This window comes from Proteus sp. PR00224 (assembly GCF_016238105.1).
Classification (GTDB): Bacteria; Pseudomonadota; Gammaproteobacteria; order Enterobacterales; family Enterobacteriaceae; genus Proteus.
Genome location: NZ_JAEHQU010000010.1, coordinates 101780 through 119101 on the forward strand (window position 1 = coordinate 101780; position 17322 = coordinate 119101).

The 17322-nt window shown below is 38.8% G+C and carries 23 protein-coding genes; 11 read left to right on the forward strand and 12 right to left on the reverse strand.

Annotated features, from left to right (window positions below):
- Positions 1–147 precede the first annotated feature (147 nt).
- From phoQ to rluE, 7 genes are all read right to left on the reverse strand, one after another.
- Complete coding sequence (gene phoQ / locus JEP71_RS15610; protein ID WP_198620638.1) at positions 148–1611, reverse strand: two-component system sensor histidine kinase PhoQ; 1464 nt, start codon at positions 1609–1611, stop codon at positions 148–150.
- A 1-nt stretch (position 1612) separates the two neighbouring features.
- Positions 1613–2287, reverse strand: a complete 675-nt coding sequence (phoP, locus tag JEP71_RS15615; protein WP_198620637.1) for a two-component system response regulator PhoP — start codon at positions 2285–2287, stop codon at positions 1613–1615.
- A gap of 213 nt (positions 2288–2500) precedes the next feature.
- A complete protein-coding gene (gene purB, locus JEP71_RS15620; RefSeq protein WP_198626536.1) occupies positions 2501–3871 on the reverse strand; it encodes an adenylosuccinate lyase in 1371 nt (456 codons plus the stop codon).
- A gap of 31 nt (positions 3872–3902) precedes the next feature.
- Positions 3903–4532, reverse strand: coding sequence for a high frequency lysogenization protein HflD (gene hflD / locus JEP71_RS15625; protein WP_198626537.1), 630 nt, complete (start codon positions 4530–4532; stop codon positions 3903–3905).
- Between the two features lie 2 nt (positions 4533–4534).
- Positions 4535–5638, reverse strand: coding sequence for a tRNA 2-thiouridine(34) synthase MnmA (mnmA, locus tag JEP71_RS15630; RefSeq protein ID WP_198626538.1), 1104 nt, complete (start codon positions 5636–5638; stop codon positions 4535–4537).
- A gap of 108 nt (positions 5639–5746) precedes the next feature.
- On the reverse strand, positions 5747–6196 hold the full coding sequence (locus tag JEP71_RS15635; protein WP_198626539.1) for an NUDIX hydrolase: 450 nt from the start codon (positions 6194–6196) through the stop codon (positions 5747–5749).
- Positions 6189–6818 carry a 23S rRNA pseudouridine(2457) synthase RluE gene (gene rluE / locus JEP71_RS15640; protein WP_196533145.1) on the reverse strand — a complete coding sequence of 210 codons (630 nt, stop codon included), beginning with the start codon at positions 6816–6818 and terminating at the stop codon, positions 6189–6191. Before rluE ends, JEP71_RS15635 begins: the two co-directional genes overlap by 8 nt.
- A 138-nt stretch (positions 6819–6956) precedes the next feature.
- On the opposite strand from rluE, the gene icd reads away from it, so the two are divergent.
- Positions 6957–8210, forward strand: coding sequence for an NADP-dependent isocitrate dehydrogenase (gene icd / locus JEP71_RS15645; protein ID WP_198626540.1), 1254 nt, complete (start codon positions 6957–6959; stop codon positions 8208–8210).
- A 120-nt stretch (positions 8211–8330) separates the two neighbouring features.
- On the opposite strand, the gene JEP71_RS15650 is transcribed toward icd, so the two are convergent.
- On the reverse strand, positions 8331–9458 hold the full coding sequence (locus JEP71_RS15650; protein ID WP_198626541.1) for a site-specific integrase: 1128 nt from the start codon (positions 9456–9458) through the stop codon (positions 8331–8333).
- Positions 9439–9681 (reverse strand): excisionase, encoded by a 243-nt coding sequence (locus JEP71_RS15655; RefSeq protein ID WP_036894694.1) that lies wholly within the window; start codon positions 9679–9681, stop codon positions 9439–9441. The genes JEP71_RS15650 and JEP71_RS15655 overlap by 20 nt, the downstream gene beginning before the upstream one ends.
- 173 nt (positions 9682–9854) lie before the next feature.
- Between JEP71_RS15655 and JEP71_RS15660 the strand changes: the two genes are divergently transcribed.
- Positions 9855–10016 (forward strand): hypothetical protein, encoded by a 162-nt coding sequence (locus JEP71_RS15660; protein ID WP_162556659.1) that lies wholly within the window; start codon positions 9855–9857, stop codon positions 10014–10016.
- Here JEP71_RS15660 and ssb read toward each other — a convergent pair.
- The 3 genes from ssb to JEP71_RS15675 form a co-directional block, all read right to left on the reverse strand.
- Complete coding sequence (gene ssb / locus JEP71_RS15665; RefSeq protein WP_198626542.1) at positions 10013–10429, reverse strand: single-stranded DNA-binding protein; 417 nt, start codon at positions 10427–10429, stop codon at positions 10013–10015. The two genes, JEP71_RS15660 and ssb, sit on opposite strands and share 4 nt — an antisense overlap.
- Complete coding sequence (locus JEP71_RS15670; RefSeq protein WP_198626543.1) at positions 10422–10955, reverse strand: HD family hydrolase; 534 nt, start codon at positions 10953–10955, stop codon at positions 10422–10424. Before JEP71_RS15670 ends, ssb begins: the two co-directional genes overlap by 8 nt.
- 494 nt (positions 10956–11449) lie before the next feature.
- Complete coding sequence (locus tag JEP71_RS15675) at positions 11450–12157, reverse strand: LexA family transcriptional regulator (RefSeq protein WP_234566516.1); 708 nt, start codon at positions 12155–12157, stop codon at positions 11450–11452.
- A gap of 86 nt (positions 12158–12243) precedes the next feature.
- On the opposite strand from JEP71_RS15675, the gene JEP71_RS15680 reads away from it, so the two are divergent.
- The 9 genes from JEP71_RS15680 (at position 12244) to JEP71_RS15720 (ending at position 17176) form a co-directional block, all read left to right on the forward strand.
- On the forward strand, positions 12244–12477 hold the full coding sequence (locus JEP71_RS15680; RefSeq protein WP_006533952.1) for a transcriptional regulator: 234 nt from the start codon (positions 12244–12246) through the stop codon (positions 12475–12477).
- Positions 12478–12528: 51 nt separating this feature from the next.
- Complete coding sequence (locus tag JEP71_RS15685; protein ID WP_099659595.1) at positions 12529–12987, forward strand: YmfL family putative regulatory protein; 459 nt, start codon at positions 12529–12531, stop codon at positions 12985–12987.
- 88 nt (positions 12988–13075) lie between these two features.
- Complete coding sequence (locus JEP71_RS15690; protein ID WP_198626544.1) at positions 13076–13285, forward strand: hypothetical protein; 210 nt, start codon at positions 13076–13078, stop codon at positions 13283–13285.
- Positions 13275–13454 (forward strand): DUF4222 domain-containing protein, encoded by a 180-nt coding sequence (locus tag JEP71_RS15695; protein ID WP_099659597.1) that lies wholly within the window; start codon positions 13275–13277, stop codon positions 13452–13454. Before JEP71_RS15690 ends, JEP71_RS15695 begins: the two co-directional genes overlap by 11 nt.
- 12 nt (positions 13455–13466) lie before the next feature.
- Complete coding sequence (locus JEP71_RS15700) at positions 13467–14558, forward strand: replication protein (RefSeq protein WP_198626545.1); 1092 nt, start codon at positions 13467–13469, stop codon at positions 14556–14558.
- Positions 14559–14630: 72 nt separating this feature from the next.
- Positions 14631–15014 (forward strand): RusA family crossover junction endodeoxyribonuclease, encoded by a 384-nt coding sequence (locus JEP71_RS15705; RefSeq protein ID WP_109372918.1) that lies wholly within the window; start codon positions 14631–14633, stop codon positions 15012–15014.
- A 17-nt stretch (positions 15015–15031) separates the two neighbouring features.
- Positions 15032–15739 carry a phage antirepressor KilAC domain-containing protein gene (locus tag JEP71_RS15710; protein ID WP_109372919.1) on the forward strand — a complete coding sequence of 236 codons (708 nt, stop codon included), beginning with the start codon at positions 15032–15034 and terminating at the stop codon, positions 15737–15739.
- Positions 15739–16764: a DUF968 domain-containing protein gene (locus tag JEP71_RS15715; protein WP_109372920.1), complete on the forward strand. Its 1026-nt coding sequence runs from the start codon at positions 15739–15741 to the stop codon at positions 16762–16764. Before JEP71_RS15710 ends, JEP71_RS15715 begins: the two co-directional genes overlap by 1 nt.
- 28 nt (positions 16765–16792) lie before the next feature.
- A complete protein-coding gene (locus JEP71_RS15720) occupies positions 16793–17176 on the forward strand; it encodes an antiterminator Q family protein (protein ID WP_198626546.1) in 384 nt (127 codons plus the stop codon).
- The last annotated feature ends 146 nt before the right edge of the window (positions 17177–17322 follow it).

Here is a 17322-nt window from a genome sequence, read left to right on the forward strand (position 1 = left end):
GTATAATGAATTCTAACTTCCTGCTAAACATTCCTTTGAGCAATGTGAGTAATAGCGAGTAACTCGATAACAACTGAACAGATATCATACATAACGCCGTATATTTGGCGATAACTTTAAAAAGAGAGGTTTTTTTATAAATAAGGGTTATTCGCGTTCTGTAGTGAGTTGTTGCTCAGCAAATGTCACAGTGATGCGAGCGCCTCCTAACGGGCTATCGGTAATAGTAATTTCACCACTGTATTGTTCAATAATATCTACCGCGATAGATAATCCTAAACCTTGCCCAGGACGCAGAGTATCTGCTCTTGTTCCTCGTTGGAAAATGGCCTCTCTTTTTTCAGGGCTGACGCCTGGGCCGTCATCATCAACAATAATCATTACACTACTTTCATTATTGCTAACATTGATTTCAACAAATTCTAAGCAGTATTTACAGGCGTTATCAAGAATATTACCCATCACTTCCATAAAATCATTTTTCTCACCTAACCACATGATTTCAGGTGAAACATTGAGTGTTAAATCAACCCCTTTTGACTGATAAACTTTACTCAATGCACTGCAAAGATTATCTAGCAATCCTGACAGTGAATGAAGTTTTCGCGTGGTAATATCGTGATCACCGTGGATGGATGCTCGATGCAGATAATAACCGACTTGTTGCGAAATTCGTTCTATTTGATCGAGCATGATAGGTTCAGCTTGCTCTATCGTCATCTGTTTGCCCGAACGTAAAGAGCGTAATGTTGATTGCAACACGGCAAGTGGTGTTTTTAGGCTGTGGGTAAGATCAGATAAACTTGTGCGATATTTACTATAACGACTGCGTTCATTACGCAATAACACATTTAAATTTCGGACTAAGCCTTTTAGCTCGGTTGGCGGGTTTTCATCCAAATCATTGCGAGTCCCTTTTTCTAATGCACTAATTTGTTCAATAACTTGTTTTATCGGTCTTAAACTCCAATGTGCAGCTAACCAAATTAAGGGTATAACCAAAAATAGATTTGCAAGAATGATATATAAGAACCAATCCCAAACTTGACTGACTTTTTGCATACGCTGAGGAATAGGATCGATAACCGCGATCGCCATATAAGGCATATTGTCAGCCGCAGGATAATGATTAATCACAACTGAGTGAGTCAAAAACTCATTACTAGAGTATTCCTCAAGACGTTTGAGATAAACACGATATTGCGGTAACTGCTTTAACATTAACCGTGTTGTTTTGATATCAACTGAGATCTCAAATAAGCCTTCTTCATGACGCCATTTATGTTTAATGCTATCGGGAATGGCTTTGGGGAGATCGGGAGGCATCCACAATACACCGCCTTTATCATCAAAAATGATCACCAGCGAGGTATTGTTGTTATTGAGATTAGTTGGAAATTCAATGTTCAGCTTTCCCTTATTCCACTGCGCTAAGCTGTAATAAAGATTGCTTTGGCTACGCATTAGCATAAATGTGGTTTTATCTATACTCACAATCGAACCAACAATTGCCACTAACCCATATGAGAGTGTGAGTGCCAAAATAATGGCACTGGTAGCAAGTAAAAAGCGTGTTCGTAATGAGAATGGGGAGCGCTGTTTTTTTTGCATATTAAGGTTTCATATCGAAACGATAGCCTTGTCCACGTACGGTAACCACCACATCATCAGGATATTTTTCTAAGATTTTTTTACGTAGTCGTCCCATAAGTACATCAATAGTATGGCTTTCTTTGAGTTCAGCATCAGGATATAGCTGGCGCATTAATGCATCTTTGCTAACGACTTTGTTTTGATTGCGCATTAATGTTTCTAAAATCGTATATTCAAATGCAGTTAACTTAATTTGCTCTCCTGAAATCATGAACTCTTTACGTGACAAATCCAACTCAAAAGGTTCAATGACGAGTGTTTGTGACGCAATTCCCATGTTTCTTCGCATTAATGCCTGAATGCGTGCGACAATTTCCTCAAAATGAAAGGGTTTTGTCACATAATCATCAGCGCCTGCATTTAACGCTGAAACTTTTTCTTGCCAACTTTCTCGTGCCGTTAAGACCATTATTGGTAGGGTAATATTATTTTCTCGCCATCTACGAATAAGACTAATGCCATCTTCATCCGGCAATCCTAAGTCCACAATGGCAACATCAGGTGTACCTTCTGCAATAAAATTATCTGCTTCTTTGGCATCTTCTGCCGCATCAACCTGATGCCCAGCATCACGAAATTGCACAGATAAATGATGGCGAAGTAGGATATTATCTTCAATAATTAAGATCCGCATTATTCCACCTTGAGTACAATCAGCAAAAATTCACTGTTGTAAAATAAATATAGGAAATGAATGTCATCCTATAAGATAAAAAATATATTGTTATCATAGTCAATCTATCACTTAAAAAATACCGTAGCGGGTAAAGTGTTTAAGTTACAGAGAGTTTTCTAATTTTTTGATATAAAAAAAGGCAGAGATTATCTGCCTTTTTAGAAAGATAAATTAGTTTAATTTATCAACAAGTTGAGTGGCAAAACCAATATAGCTTTCAGGTTTCATTGCTTTTAAGCGCTTTTTTTCATCTTCTGGTAGTTCTAAACCATCAATGAAAACTGCCATATCTTGTTCAGTGATTCGTTTGCCGCGAGTAAGCTCTTTTAGCTTTTCGTAAGGTTTTTCAATGCCATAACGACGCATTACAGTCTGAATGGGCTCGGCTAATACTTCCCAGTTACAGTCTAATTCTTCACGAAGGTGGTTTTCATTCACTTCAAGTTTATTAAGACCTTTCATAGTTGATTGATAAGCAATCAGCGCATAACCCATCCCAACACCTAAATTACGCAGTACCGTTGAGTCTGTTAAGTCACGTTGCCAACGTGAAACGGGTAGCTTGCTAGAAAGGTGTCCCATTACTGCATTTGCTAACCCTAAGTTGCCTTCAGAGTTTTCAAAGTCAATTGGATTCACTTTATGAGGCATGGTTGATGAACCAATTTCACCTGCAATTGTTTTTTGCTTGAAGTGGTTCAGTGCTACGTAACCCCAAATATCGCGGTCGAAATCGATCAAGATAGTGTTGAAGCGACTAATGCAATCAAAAAGCTCCGCAATATAATCGTGTGGTTCAATTTGAGTTGTGTATGGGTTCCATGTAATACCCAATGAAGTTACAAATTCTTCACTAAATTGATGCCAGTTTACTTCAGGATATGCAGCTAAGTGTGCATTGTAGTTACCTACTGCACCATTGATTTTACCTAAGATCTCAACTTGTGTTAGTTGACGATATTGGCGCTCCATACGGTAGGCAACGTTAGCAAACTCTTTGCCAATTGTAGATGGTGTTGCTGGTTGACCATGTGTGCGAGAAAGTAATGGCAAATCACGGTATTCTTGAGCCATTTTGCTAATGGTATCAATAATTTCACGCCATGCAGGCAGTAAGATCTCTTGGCGTGCTGTTTCCAGCATAATGGCATGAGACAGGTTATTAATGTCTTCAGAAGTACAAGCGAAGTGAATAAATTCAGAAACCTGATGTAAAGCAGGGATAGTCGCCACTTTTTCTTTTAAGAAATATTCTACGGCTTTTACATCATGGTTAGTGGTACGTTCGATAGTTTTAATACGTGCTGCATCTTCTTCATTGAAGTTAGCAACAATCGCATCAAGGTAATCGTTTGCGTTTTTTTCAAAGGCTGGAACTTCTTTAATGTCGGCGCAAGATGCCAGCTTTTGTAGCCAGCGAACTTCTACCTGTACACGGAATTTCAGAAGACCGAATTCACTAAAAATAGAACGTAACGACGAGGTTTTACTTCCGTAACGACCGTCAATCGGTGAAATCGCTGTCAGCGAAGATAATTCCATTGTTGGCAACTCCCAGGTTGAATTTAAAGTATTAACATTGAGCGAGAAAATCATCAGCTTGTCGTAGGATAGCCTTTTGATGCAGTAAAAAATCAAAACGACGACCACCGACTTGACGCCAGAGCACAGCACTTCGAATGCCAGTCAGTAATAACGCTCTAACTTTAGCTTGAATAATAGGGGTATTTAATAGATCAATCGAGCCATGAACCTGAATGCGAGGGCCAACAGGGCTAACTGCATCAACATAAACGCCAGCAAGGGCATTAAATACACCTTCGGACATGGGTTCAAAATAACTTTTTTGACGCTCTAATTGAGAAATTTTTTGCGATAAATGTAAGCTGTAATTATCATTTCTGCTGATAATACGCTCTAGGTTGATTAAACCTTGTTGGTAAGTCATTAATTCAAGCGTTAACTTTTCTCTTCTTACCGCTTGATGAATGGCTTTCAATGTTTGAAAGCCTAATTTTAGGTGACTGATTTGATTACCATAAACATCAAGTGTTGAAGTCGGATTGAGGTTAAAAACACTGTTAACCATCACTTCAACATCATTCTCGTTCGCATTGCCTTGGTAAGCAACTTGTTGAACAAGACGACTTGCTTGGCAGATGCCTGCCAATGCAAGTGTTATATCACGAAAATCTTTAGCCACGTCTACTCCTGAATACGGGTTTCAATAATACCGCCACCTAAACAGACTTCGTCTTGATAAAAGACGGCTGATTGTCCCGGGGTAACTGCTGCAACAGGATAATCAAAGCGGACTTCAATTTTGTCTTCACCTAATGGTGTTACTGTACACGCAATATCAGGTTGGCGATATCGTGTTTTAACAGTACAGCGGAAAGCCTCAGTAATAGGTTCCCTTGATACCCAATGTAATTGTTGAGCAATCAAACCTACAGACATCAATCTTGGGTGTTCATGACCTTGAGCAACGATAAGAATATTGTTTTCAACATCTTTATCAACAACATACCAAGGGTCATCGCCACCGTCTTTCGTTCCACCAATACCTAACCCTTTACGTTGACCTAATGTGTGATACATCAACCCTTGGTGTTCACCAATGGTTTCTCCATCAACCGTGATGATAGGACCAGGTTTAGCAGGTAAATAACGCGATAAGAAATCGGTAAATTTACGTTCACCAATAAAACAAATACCAGTTGAGTCTTTTTTCTTTGCTGTCGCTAAATCAAGTTTTTCAGCAATTTTTCTCACTTCAGGTTTTTCCATTTCACCCACAGGGAAAAGGCTTTGTGCAATTTGCTCGTGACTTAACGTATATAAAAAGTAGCTTTGGTCTTTGTTGTTATCAACACCGCGAAGCAATTGGCTTTTGCCATCAACATCACGACGACGAACATAGTGACCTGTTGCGATAAAGTCAGCACCCAAATCTTCCGCTGCATATTCTAAAAATGCTTTAAATTTTATTTCTTTATTGCAAAGAATATCGGGGTTAGGGGTACGACCTGCTTTATATTCAGATAAAAAATGTTCGAAAACATTATCCCAATATTCAGCAGCAAAATTGATGGTATAAAGTTCAATGCCAAGTTTATCGCACACAGCTTGCGCATCGGCAAGATCGGTAGATGCTGAGCAATATTCTGTATCGTCGTCTTCTTCCCAGTTCTTCATAAACAGACCAACGACCTGATATCCCTGTTCCTTAAGAAGATAGGCTGAGACGGATGAATCTACGCCACCGGACATTCCTACGATGACTTTTTTTTGGCTGTTATCTGACATGACTGGATCTCACTGCGGAAAAATAAGCGCCATACTTTACCATATCACTGACACAGGTGCATCATGTCTTACTCTGTTTTTGATGCTTTGTTTTTCCTTTAATATTATTTAATTAAAAGGAACACCAAAACTGCTTAATAGAGATAGGGGATAACGTTCACCTTGTTGATAACATAGCAGGCTTTCTCTGACTAAAGGTGAACGTAATTGTTGGCTATGAATAATTTCATCGGCACTGACCCAGTGACAACAATCAATATCACTATCATGAGGATGAGTTTCATATTGCTCTTGCGCTTCAATAAGAAAAAGAAAACGTAGAAAAGGTGTTTTATCAGGCGCAATCCATTGGTGTAATTTTAGAAAATGTTGAACAGGAAGTGTTAACCCTGTTTCTTCCCATAATTCACGTTGAACCGCCTGAATAAGTGTTTCATTGGCTTCAAGGTGTCCAGCGGGTTGATTCCACGTCGCTTTTCCATTGACCGTTTCTTCAACAACGAGAAACTTATTTTTTGCATGAACGATACACGCGACAGTCACATTAGGTTTAAACAAAATCAATCTCCTTCCATTCACCGGGTAATAAATTATCCAATGTAATATTTCCCATACTAAAGCGGATCAAACGCAATGTTGGATAACCGATATGCGCCGTCATTCGTCTCACTTGACGGTTTTTACCTTCAAATAACGTTATTTTTAACCAAGTTGTCGGGATAGTTTGACGTTCTCTAATAGGCGGATTTCTCTCCCATAGCCATTCGGGTTGTTCAACTATTTCGACTTGTGCAGGTAATGTTTTGCCATCTTTAAGCTCTAATCCATTTCTAAATTGTTGTAATGAGGCAGCACTTGGAATGCCTTCAACCTGAGCATAGTAGATTTTTCCTGTTTTTTTACCCGGTTGTGTTAATTGTGCTTGTAGCTTCCCATCATTTGTTAAGACTAAAAGTCCTTCACTATCTCTATCTAAACGTCCTGCCGCATAAATATCACGAATAGGAATAAAATCTTTTAGTGTTTTTCTGCCATTTTCGTCTGTAAATTGCACAAGAACATCGAAGGGCTTGTTGAAGATAACGACTTTACGCTCACCTCTTGGGCGCACTGGCTTTCTTTGTGCGAGTGGCGTGTGATGTTTTCTCGATTTAGCGCTATTTTTAAGTTGATTTGCCATAGTTAATTTTTGTAAAAAATGGGAGATTGATTATACCTTAAAAGAGAAGCGATTGGCGTTAGCTGAATAATCAAGTAGTATTGACAGGTCTCTTACAAAAAATTAACAAAGCGTGCGCTTACATGAAAGGAGAGGTAAATGGAAAGCAAAGTAGTTGTTCCGGCTAATGGCGCTAAAATTACACTAGATGCTAAAGGTAAGCTTGTTGTTCCAAATAATCCGGTTATCCCTTATATCGAAGGGGATGGTATCGGTATCGATGTTACGCCAGCAATGTTAAAAGTTGTTGATGCAGCAGTTGAGAAAGCTTACGGCAAAGAACGTAAGATTGAGTGGATGGAAGTCTACACCGGTGAAAAATCAACGCAGGTATATGGTAAAGATGTTTGGTTACCAGAAGAAACCTTAGATCTTATCCGTGAATATCGAGTTTCTATTAAAGGTCCTCTTACTACGCCAGTTGGCGGTGGTATCCGTTCATTAAATGTTGCATTACGCCAACAACTTGACCTCTATATTTGCCTACGCCCAGTACGTTATTACAAAGGCACTCCAAGCCCTGTTAAACAGCCAGAACTAACCGATATGGTTATCTTCCGTGAAAACTCAGAAGATATTTATGCTGGTATTGAGTGGAAAGCGGGCTCAGCAGAAGCAGATAAAGTGATTAAATTCCTGCAAACTGAAATGGGTGTTACTAAAATCCGCTTCCCACAAGATTGCGGTATTGGTATTAAGCCTTGTTCAGAAGAAGGTACTAAGCGTTTAGTTCGTGCAGCAATTGAATATACTATTGATAATGATCGCGATTCAGTCACATTGGTACACAAAGGTAATATTATGAAATTTACCGAAGGTGCCTTTAAAGACTGGGGTTATGAGTTAGCTCGCGAGGAGTTCGGTGGTGAATTATTAGATGGCGGTCCTTGGGTCAAAATCAAGAATCCAAAATCAGGTAAAGAGATTATCGTTAAAGACGTTATCGCTGACGCATTTTTACAACAAATTCTGTTACGCCCAGCAGAGTATGATGTTATCGCATGTATGAACCTAAATGGCGACTATATTTCTGATGCATTAGCAGCTCAAGTAGGTGGTATTGGTATCGCACCAGGTGCAAATATTGGTGATGAGTGTGCATTGTTTGAAGCAACACACGGCACAGCACCAAAATATGCAGGCCAAGACAAAGTTAACCCAGGTTCGATCATTCTTTCCGCAGAAATGATGCTACGCCACATGGGGTGGACAGAAGCCGCTGACTTAATCATTAAAGGTATGGAAGGCGCGATTGCCGCTAAGACCGTAACTTATGATTTCGAACGTCAGTTAGAAGGCGCTAAACTGCTGAAATGTAGCGAGTTTGGTGACGCGATTATCAAACATATGTAATTGTTGATTTGATAAATAGTTAACGGGAGCTTATTAGTTCCCGTTTTTTATTGTCAATCTTGAAACGGTTATCAAAAAGTTATCAAAACGAATTATCAAAACCACCTGAAATTTGAGCAATTAAATCACGATTTTTATCCAATCTTTCCCTCGATCATCATGGTATTTATCTGTTTGAATTTGGTTCTTATGACCGAGTAAATCTTTAGTGTTTATACCTTGTGCTCTATATAACCTTTCAGATAAAGAACGCTGTTCATGAAATGTTGCAGGTGTTCCTTCTCCCCAATCAATATCCGTTTTATTTCTCGCTTTTTTAAAGTTAGTCGTTAGCGTATTTGCAGTAACTTGTTCGCCACGTTTAGATTGTGAAGTGGTATGAAAATAATGAATAAGATAAGGGCTAATAACGCGATCACGACAACGAGCAACGACATCACGTAATGACATATTTAATTGTTCAGAACGTAGTGATAATGGAATAGCTAATTTAGCACCCGTTTTTTCTTGAGTAATATGCAAATGGTCATCCCAAATATCACTAAACTTCATTGCCGAAATATCACCTAATCGTTGGCCTGTAATAAGTGCAAGCAACATGGCATTTCCGACATAACGATGTTGTTTATCAGCAATCTCAAATATCTTTTTCCATTCATCAAAATTAAGACGTTGGCGAGTTACTTTTCGTTTTGGCTGTTTAGTAGCGAGGGCAGGGTTATAACCGGGAGGAACTTCACCTGCATGTTGCGCTTCTTTAAATACATCAATTAAAACAGAGCGAATAACTTGTGCCATTCTGTGTTGGCCATTAGATTTATATTCATCCAGAATTTCAGCAATATCTCTGGCATCAACAGCAGGTAACGATTTCATGGATAAGGCTTGCCTCATTAAATCTACTGGCTTCCTTTTTTGTTTATAAGTATTCGGTTTTATATCACCTTCTTTTAAACGCTCTTCTTGAATAATCCAGTATTTATCCAACCAAGTATTAACCGTGATTTCTTTACCTTTTATTTTTGCCACCCGATCACCAATAGCCATAACTTGTCGGCTACGTTGTTCCGCTAACCTTGTATTAGCCTCAATAGCGATTGCTTTCGCCTCGGCTTCATTATCACCGAGGGCATGATATTTACCTGTTACAGGATGGCGATAACGCCAATAAACCTTGTTAGCTTTACGACTAAATAATGGGTAAAGATTCGGGATATTGACGTTATTTTTACGAGGTCTGGCAGCCATCTTTGAGGATCCTTTGTAAAATAGGGTTATCGTTGTTATTGATAACCGGTGATGTCAAATTACCGACAAGGTCGGCATCTTCTCTCACGCGCCAAATGCCACCTTCTTTCCTTGCTGGTGGGTAGAACAGGCCACCACGAGCATATCGTTGTAGCGTTCCTAACTTTGGTGGGCGACTTTTATATCTTTCTTGCGCCCACTCCTCTAAAGTCAACATTTGCATATTTTTCTCTCCACACTGTCCGTACACAGTTTAAATAGATATTAGTTGATGCTAATAGTTAGTAGCTATTTGTTGCTTACATATCTTAATAATTTAATTTAAGGTGAATAATTCGCTTGATTAACTAAGATATTTAGACAAAATGTAAATTTAACTCTAATTGAAATTTATATATGTTTGGTAATGGAAAAGAAAACAAAGATTTAAATGATGATTTTGAGCTAGATAAAATAGAAAAAATATCTAGTACATTACTTGATTTAGTAGTTGGTATATCACTAGTTTTTATTGTAACCATCGTTGTCTTTGTTATCGCTTTTACTTACTGTACTTAAAATGGAATATCATCAAAACCTACGGGTGTTTGTGATAGTGGTGTAGTCTGTGAAGCTGTCGATTTAATTGCACCACCTAGCATCTGCATCGAACCGCCAACTTTTACAACAATTTCAGTTGTATAGCGTTTAACACCGTTATCATCCCATTCGCGCGTTTGTAGTTGGCCCTCAATATAAATTTGAGAGCCTTTGCACAAATAGCCACTGGCGATATCAGCGAGTTTTCCAAACAGAACGACACGGTGCCATTCTGTCTTTTCTCGGTTGTCACCCGTTTGTTTATCTCTCCACTTTTCTGATGTGGCCACAGCTAAATTGGCAACAGCACCACCAGAAGGCAGGTAGCGAATTTCAGGATCGCGCCCTAAATTGCCGATAAGAATTACTTTGTTTACTGATCCGTTAGCCATTTTCAGTTCCCTTATAAAGTTCATTAAAACGGCGGAGGAATAAGGCTTTTGCTTGTGGCGGTGTTAGTGGATTAACAACAAAATCACTTGGTGGAATACCTTCAAGCATTAACCAGTTACTACCTACATCAATTTCTAAATCACGCTTTTCTGTGGCTAACATCATTAAGTCAGCAAAATGAACTGCATCAGATATAGATTCGGGTAATCCAAACTTTTTGCGGATCATCTTTTCTACACGTAATTCAATTAATTTATATTCAGGCAATAGCTTTTTAAGTGGTGATGACAGGTCTTTGACATAAGCTTCGCTGGCATCATGAAGTAGGGCCTCCAGTGCAAATTCAGGTGCAACTAAATAACTTGCATATACCGAGTGCTGAGCAACAGAATAGAAATTATCAATCTGACCATTAAAACGACATTCATTAGCAAGACCACTGGCAATATCTTGAATATCTATATCTTCGATCCGTACATCGAGGTAATAGAAATGTTTATTTGTTGCTGTTGCAATATAAGACATTATTCTCTCCACACAATTTTTAGGTAATAAAAATCCCTCTCGAATTAATCGAGATTACATTTCCCTGGTGTTGCTAATAAAAATGGATTTACACTTCACACAATAAGAAAGGGCACTAGCTACAGTAGATACCTGATATGGACTGTCATGGATGAATGCCAGCACCCTTACTTATTGTTAGAGTCATAATCAAAAAGAGCGGACCACCTGTGGTTTCATCAGCCCGATTGGGATTCGGATTTCTAGCTGACTGCAGGTTACTTTTTTTCACGCCCATGCTCTTTGGTTATAAAACTAACTTTATAAAAATGGCTGACTGAGCAGAACATTATCACCACACCCCCGTTAATGGTTTAAGACTCAGCCAGCCATTGTTTCTCTTCACACAGTATATTTCGCTTTAGAAATAGAATGCAACTAAAAGTAGATATTGTCAACAACTAAAAGTAGAAAGCAGAGGCGTAAAAAAACCAACTTTTAGTTGGTTTTAATGTTTATGCGAATTGTTTAAATGACATTGGTAGGCTTCTTATAAGCTTTCCATGAAAATAAACTTCATGTATTTCATGATCATCAATAAAAAATGGAGGGTAAAAATCATTATCTGATATTACAGCTAACTTCCTACCTTTAACGCGTTGCAATCGTTTAATAAAGGTAGAATCTTCAAAGTTAAAGATATAAATACCATCACCATTGAATTGATTTATTTTGGTATCTATAAAAAGTAAGTCTTTAGGGTTCAGTGTGGGAGTCATGCTATCACCATCCACATTGATGATCATTACGCCGTCTAGATTACTACGACCAAATAACTCATAAATACGTTCTTGTGGTATTTCTATTGATCTAACTACTTCTGGAAATGGATTATTAATATAGCCATTTCCTGCTGACGCAAAAGCCTCGATTTGTCTAACTGTGGCTGTATCTTTATTAAATTCGTTTTGCGGATCAGCTTGTAGACCTACACCATAGTCAAGATATGCGGGGGTTGAAAAAACGGTTTTAGCAACTAATTCCATCTTATCATCTCTAGGTTTGGCTGTGCCTAATGTATATCGACGTGCCATTTCATAAGACACACCAACTTGTTCGGACAATTGCCGAATATCTACATTAACCTCTTTCATTCGCTGAGTTAGTCGTTTAGCGAAACTATCGTATTTGTTATTTTCTACCATAAGTAGAATTCTATCCACCAATCTCACCCTTGTCATTTCTATTTTAAGTTGTTTTATTTGTCTACTTTAAGTAGTATTAGTGTATTACTTAAGGAGAGGCATCTATGCACCAAGAAAATTATACAGAAAAAGCAATTAGAACAATCGGGGTGCCATCTGCTGTATCTCGAATGTTTGGCTTTAATTCCCCTCAGTCAGTTTTTAACTGGATTAAAAATAACAAAGTACCAGCAGAGCGAGTGATCCAACTATGTGAATTAGGTGGTTGGGTTGTATCACCGCATCAACTACGACCTGATCTCTACCCAAATAAAACCGATGGTCTACCAAAACAATAACAAAACCGTTTAAAGCAGTTAACTACAAGAATTTATCAATGGTGGTAGGAAATGAGTAACCAATCAATAAAACAGGTAGTGAAAGAAATGTGTGAGGCAACAGCTGGTGGACGCGAGGCAATGGCTGGAGCACTTGGTCTGTCTTTAACGTCATTCAACAACAAGCTTTATGAGAAAAACGGTTGTCGCTCATTTGATTTAAACGAGTTGTTAGCGATGCAAGATATTTCTAAGACCGTTTTATTTGCTGAATTTGTCGCTCGTGAATCAAATCGTTTACTCGTTGACAGAATTAGTCCTGCGGAACTGGACGAAACGGAATTGTTTGTACTGCGTAGCGGTGTTGACGAAATGCAGGGGCGTTTAGCGTTATTTATGAAAGATAGCTTGGCTGATGGCGTTATTGATAACGAAGAGGAACAGAAAATAAAAATGATGCTGGATGGATTAATTTCGCAGATCCGCACATTTATGAATGCGTTTGTTTCGTTACATCAAAAGAGAAATTAAAGATGGCTATATCCAGAAAGGGTGAAGCCAAAGGTGTACGGCCTCTGGCTTCGGTTTGCAAATTTCAATTGTGTGAAGAGAAATTAGCATGAGTAGATTAGCGCATTTAATACCTAAAAAGCAATTCCGTTGTTTACCTGTCTCGGGTAGTCAGTTATTTCGCTATGTAGAAATCATAGCGTCTGACGAACAACCAGACAACTACAAGAAACCTGCATATTTGGTAGATAGACAGTCTCTTAAAAAGGCATGGGCTGATTTTTATTTTTCAAGTGGAGAGCGGGGCAATGAGCAATGAGAACCCAAACCAACTTGATCGCTACTACAAAAATCACAGGGGTATCGTTGTTCATGTTGTTCGTTATGACAGAGAAAAACAGCGAGTCATTTTTATGCTGGATGGTTGTGACGATCCGCAATGTGAACCCTTGCAACGATTTAAAGAGAAGTACACACGTATTAAGTAATGAGGTGGCAAGATGAGTTTATTATTACTAAAAAGTCGCCCTTTAGTCGTTATTCCTGAATTAGCGGTACGTCTTGGTTTAAATGAGGCGATGCTGTTACAGCAAATTCAATATTGGTTAACTGAAACTACTTCAGGTGTTGAATATGACGGTTCACGCTGGATTTATAACACAGTCGAAGAGTGGAAGAATCAATTTCCTTTTTTCTCTGAATCAACGATTAAACGTGCTTTTACTAATTTAAAAAAGCAGGGCGTTTTACGCATCGAGCAAATCAATAAATCGAATCATGACCGTACTAATTATTATGCGATTAATTACGATCACCACTTGCTGACCGATGAGGTCAATATGACCCAATCGAATGGTGATAACTCATCTAATCGAACAGTTCAAAATGACCTTATCGATAAGCGCAAATTGAAACCTTCAAACAGTTCAAAATGCGCTGTTCTGAACGGGTCAAAATGGCCTGTTCTTACAGAGAATACAACAGAGATTACTTCAGAGAGTACAACAGAAACAGATCATTCGTCGCAGAATTCTGGCGAATCCAGCGACCAGCCGAAAAATGATTTTTTAACTCGTTATCCCGAAGCTGTGATTTACAGCCCTAATGGTCAGAAATGGGGTGATGAAGGTGATTTTAAAACAGCAAAATGGATGTTTGGTCGTGTTAAAAAACTGAATCCATCCGCGCTAGAGCCTACTTGGTATGATTGGGCGAACGATATTCGGTTGATGCGTCAAATCGATGGACGTACTCATGAGCAAATTTGTGCATTGTTCGATTGGGCCAACAAAGATTCATTCTGGCACCAAAACATTTTAAGCCCTCGTAAATTACGTAAACACTTTGATGAGCTGATCGTTCGTAGCCAAAAGCCAAAGGAGGAGCCAAAGGTTCAAGTTGATACCGTTGAACGTGATAGCGCCTTCTCTCGCTTAATTGGCTCTCGCTCTAAACCTCAAAACCATATTGAAGAGATCGCACTTGAATTAGCAGGTAAGACAGGCATTCGTCGTATGAGTGAGTTTTCTGGTCGTCAAGCATGGAACAGCATTTGGAAACAAGCGACTGAAATGTCACAGGAGGCTCAGTAATGCTAACTAAATACATTTTGTTTGTTGGGCTTTGGTTTGTAGTGACATTATTGATTGGCTTATGGGGGACTTATGCCTGAACTCATGCTCACGTTGCCATTTCCACCTAGCGTAAATACTTATTGGAGAAACATTAAGGGTCGAACCTTAATCAGTGAAAAAGGGCGTAAGTTTCGAATTAACACAATTGCTTCTGTGTATGAGCAGTTAAAGAGAAAACCTAAAGCGATTAAAGAAAATGTCTCTGTCCTGGTTCGCTTATATCCACCAACAAAACAGCGTAGAGACATCGATAACTTTTTAAAAGCCCCGTTTGATGCATTAACACACGCGGGTATTTGGGAAGATGATCAACAAGTGAAGCACATGGATGTGATGCTAATGGAAGTCGTAAAGGGTGGAAAGTTAGAAATCACTATCCGCTCATTTAATAACGTGATGTACGGACACGAGTAAGCGTGGAGAGAAATAGCATGATGCAAAGAACAATGGAAGTTTCAGCATTACCTGCAATGAATCGCGAATTAACTATGTCGAGTAGAGAGATTGCCAGTTTAACGGGCAGTAATCACTCAGATGTTAAACGTTCTGCAGATAGGCTTTTTATTGCTCAAATTTTAACCCAGCCATTGGCTGAGTTCCCTTTTGAGCATAATGGCAATCAATATACTGAATACCGTTTTAATAAAAGGGACTCACTAGTGCTGGTGGCTCGACTGTCACCTCAATTTACAGCGAAAATTGTCGATCGGTGGCAGGAACTGGAGTCAAAAATGCAACCAATCATTCCTCAAACATTACCAGAGGCATTGCGATTAGCTGCAGACTTGGCAGAAGAAAAACAAAAGCTAGAAAGTGAGTTGGCGATTGCCATGCCTAAGGCTCAGTTTGTTGATAATTATGTTTTATCCACTGGTTCTATGACATTTCGACAAGTATGTAAATTACTGCAGGTGAAAGAAACGGATTTTCGCTGTTTTCTAATAGATAAGAAAATCATGTATCGCTTGAATAATACATTTACGCCTTATCAAACCCATGTCGATCTTGGTCGCTTTGAGATAAAAACGGGCACTAATCAAACCAATAACCATGCATTTGCACAATCACGGTTTACCGCTAAAGGCGTGAAGTGGATCGCTGGGTTATGGGCTGAATATAAAGTAGGGGATATCATTTAATGAAATTACTGTTAACTCCCTACATTCAGCCAGAACTTGGTGTTGTACTACTTAAACCAGGCGCTGAATTACTTGAGCAATTTAAGCGACATTCTCGTGTGATTATTAGTGATGTGCCGAAAAGTTTAGATGTTCTCCCGTCGGGAGCATTAACTGGCGATGAACAGCCGATTTTAAACAATAAGCGCATCATTCAATTTCTTAATAGCAAAAAAGTGATCCACACCATTGATAAAGTGGCACCGATGGATTCGTGGGTTATTAGTAATATCAAATACTGTCAGATTGATAACGACGAAGACAATTATCATCACCATGAGCTAGTTACGACCTTTAATGAAGAAGGAGTTATTCGCACTTGCTGGCATCACGATAATCATATTCGTCATTCATCTGCGGGTTGGATTGCTGAATTAGCTCATAAAAATCGTATCAATTGGATGTTAGATACTATTCGTAGTCGTTTGAGATTAGATAGTGGCCACCAGCTGACGATACCAGATTTTTTCTCATTTGCGGTTATGCATAACTTGGTTGATGAATTGCCTGAACCAATATTACGCCAGATTTTAAATTGGTCAGATAAACAAGAGGAACGCAAAGTTCATGGTGGTTTTCCTGAAGCTGACATTATTCCAAGTAATGTGACAGCGCTATCAGCAATGAATGAGCGTTTAGATGCAATAAAAGCTGTTATTAAAGTTGCTATCGATCCGGAGCCACCAGCGTCATTTCTTCTTAAACCTAAAATGCAACGTTGGGAAAATACCCAATGGTTGCAATGGGTGAAGACTCAACCGTGTTGCGTGTGTGGGCAACAGGCTGATGATCCACACCATATTATTGGGTATGGCATGGGCGGTATGGGTACTAAGGCTCATGACTTATTCACTATTCCATTATGTCGCATTCATCATGACGAGTTACATCGTGACCCCAAACAATGGGAAGCCACTCACGGTAATCAACTCGAATTGTTATTTCATTTTTTAAACCGTTCATTAGGCATCGGTGCATTTATTTAACGTGTGTACGGCACGAGGAGTATTAGGCATGAGAGATATGCAGGAAGTTTTATCACGTTGGGGAGCATGGTCGGCAGATAATACTGAGTCGGTCCAATGGTATTCGATTGCTGCGGGATTTAGTGGACTAATACCAAGTAAAGTTAAAGCACGTCCTCAATGTTGTGAAGACGATGCAATAATTATTTCTAGTTGTATGGCGCAATTGAATAAAAAGAATAGTGATATGCATGACCTATTGCTTGATTACTATTTATTCGGAATGACATTTATGCAACTTGCTAACAAGCACAATTGTTCTGATGGGCATATAGGTAAAAAATTACAAAAGGCAGAAGGAATAATAGAAGGTATGTTGATGATGCTGGATGTTTCATTAGAGATGGATCAATATGTGGAAAAAGCTATATAAAACTTTACGTACGTAAAATAAGTGATATTGTGATAAGACTGACATCAAGGTCAACCAACTTATAAACCCGCTTTTGCGGGGTTTTTATATATAAAATAAAGTTTGCTATCTGAGTTTATCTATGGCCTAATGGCGTTACTGGTTTA

Excerpts from the sequence above, each read along its gene's own strand:
- phoP (WP_198620637.1), bottom strand. The coding sequence starts at position 2,287 with ATGCGGATCTTAATTATTGAAGATAATATCCTACTTCGCCATCATTTA.
- JEP71_RS15720 (WP_198626546.1), top strand. The coding sequence starts at position 16,793 with ATGAGAGATATGCAGGAAGTTTTATCACGTTGGGGAGCATGGTCGGCA.
- ssb (WP_198626542.1), bottom strand. The coding sequence starts at position 10,429 with ATGGCTAACGGATCAGTAAACAAAGTAATTCTTATCGGCAATTTAGGG.
- JEP71_RS15695 (WP_099659597.1), top strand. The coding sequence starts at position 13,275 with ATGAGCAATGAGAACCCAAACCAACTTGATCGCTACTACAAAAATCAC.
- icd (WP_198626540.1), top strand. The coding sequence starts at position 6,957 with ATGGAAAGCAAAGTAGTTGTTCCGGCTAATGGCGCTAAAATTACACTA.
- JEP71_RS15660 (WP_162556659.1), top strand. The coding sequence starts at position 9,855 with ATGTTTGGTAATGGAAAAGAAAACAAAGATTTAAATGATGATTTTGAG.
- JEP71_RS15700 (WP_198626545.1), top strand. The coding sequence starts at position 13,467 with ATGAGTTTATTATTACTAAAAAGTCGCCCTTTAGTCGTTATTCCTGAA.
- JEP71_RS15670 (WP_198626543.1), bottom strand. The coding sequence starts at position 10,955 with ATGTCTTATATTGCAACAGCAACAAATAAACATTTCTATTACCTCGAT.
- mnmA (WP_198626538.1), bottom strand. The coding sequence starts at position 5,638 with ATGTCAGATAACAGCCAAAAAAAAGTCATCGTAGGAATGTCCGGTGGC.
- JEP71_RS15690 (WP_198626544.1), top strand. The coding sequence starts at position 13,076 with ATGAGTAGATTAGCGCATTTAATACCTAAAAAGCAATTCCGTTGTTTA.
- phoQ (WP_198620638.1), bottom strand. The coding sequence starts at position 1,611 with ATGCAAAAAAAACAGCGCTCCCCATTCTCATTACGAACACGCTTTTTA.
- JEP71_RS15680 (WP_006533952.1), top strand. The coding sequence starts at position 12,244 with ATGCACCAAGAAAATTATACAGAAAAAGCAATTAGAACAATCGGGGTG.
- JEP71_RS15685 (WP_099659595.1), top strand. The coding sequence starts at position 12,529 with ATGAGTAACCAATCAATAAAACAGGTAGTGAAAGAAATGTGTGAGGCA.
- rluE (WP_196533145.1), bottom strand. The coding sequence starts at position 6,818 with ATGGCAAATCAACTTAAAAATAGCGCTAAATCGAGAAAACATCACACG.
- purB (WP_198626536.1), bottom strand. The coding sequence starts at position 3,871 with ATGGAATTATCTTCGCTGACAGCGATTTCACCGATTGACGGTCGTTAC.
- JEP71_RS15655 (WP_036894694.1), bottom strand. The coding sequence starts at position 9,681 with ATGCAAATGTTGACTTTAGAGGAGTGGGCGCAAGAAAGATATAAAAGT.
- JEP71_RS15705 (WP_109372918.1), top strand. The coding sequence starts at position 14,631 with ATGCCTGAACTCATGCTCACGTTGCCATTTCCACCTAGCGTAAATACT.
- JEP71_RS15650 (WP_198626541.1), bottom strand. The coding sequence starts at position 9,458 with ATGGCTGCCAGACCTCGTAAAAATAACGTCAATATCCCGAATCTTTAC.
- JEP71_RS15715 (WP_109372920.1), top strand. The coding sequence starts at position 15,739 with ATGAAATTACTGTTAACTCCCTACATTCAGCCAGAACTTGGTGTTGTA.
- JEP71_RS15710 (WP_109372919.1), top strand. The coding sequence starts at position 15,032 with ATGATGCAAAGAACAATGGAAGTTTCAGCATTACCTGCAATGAATCGC.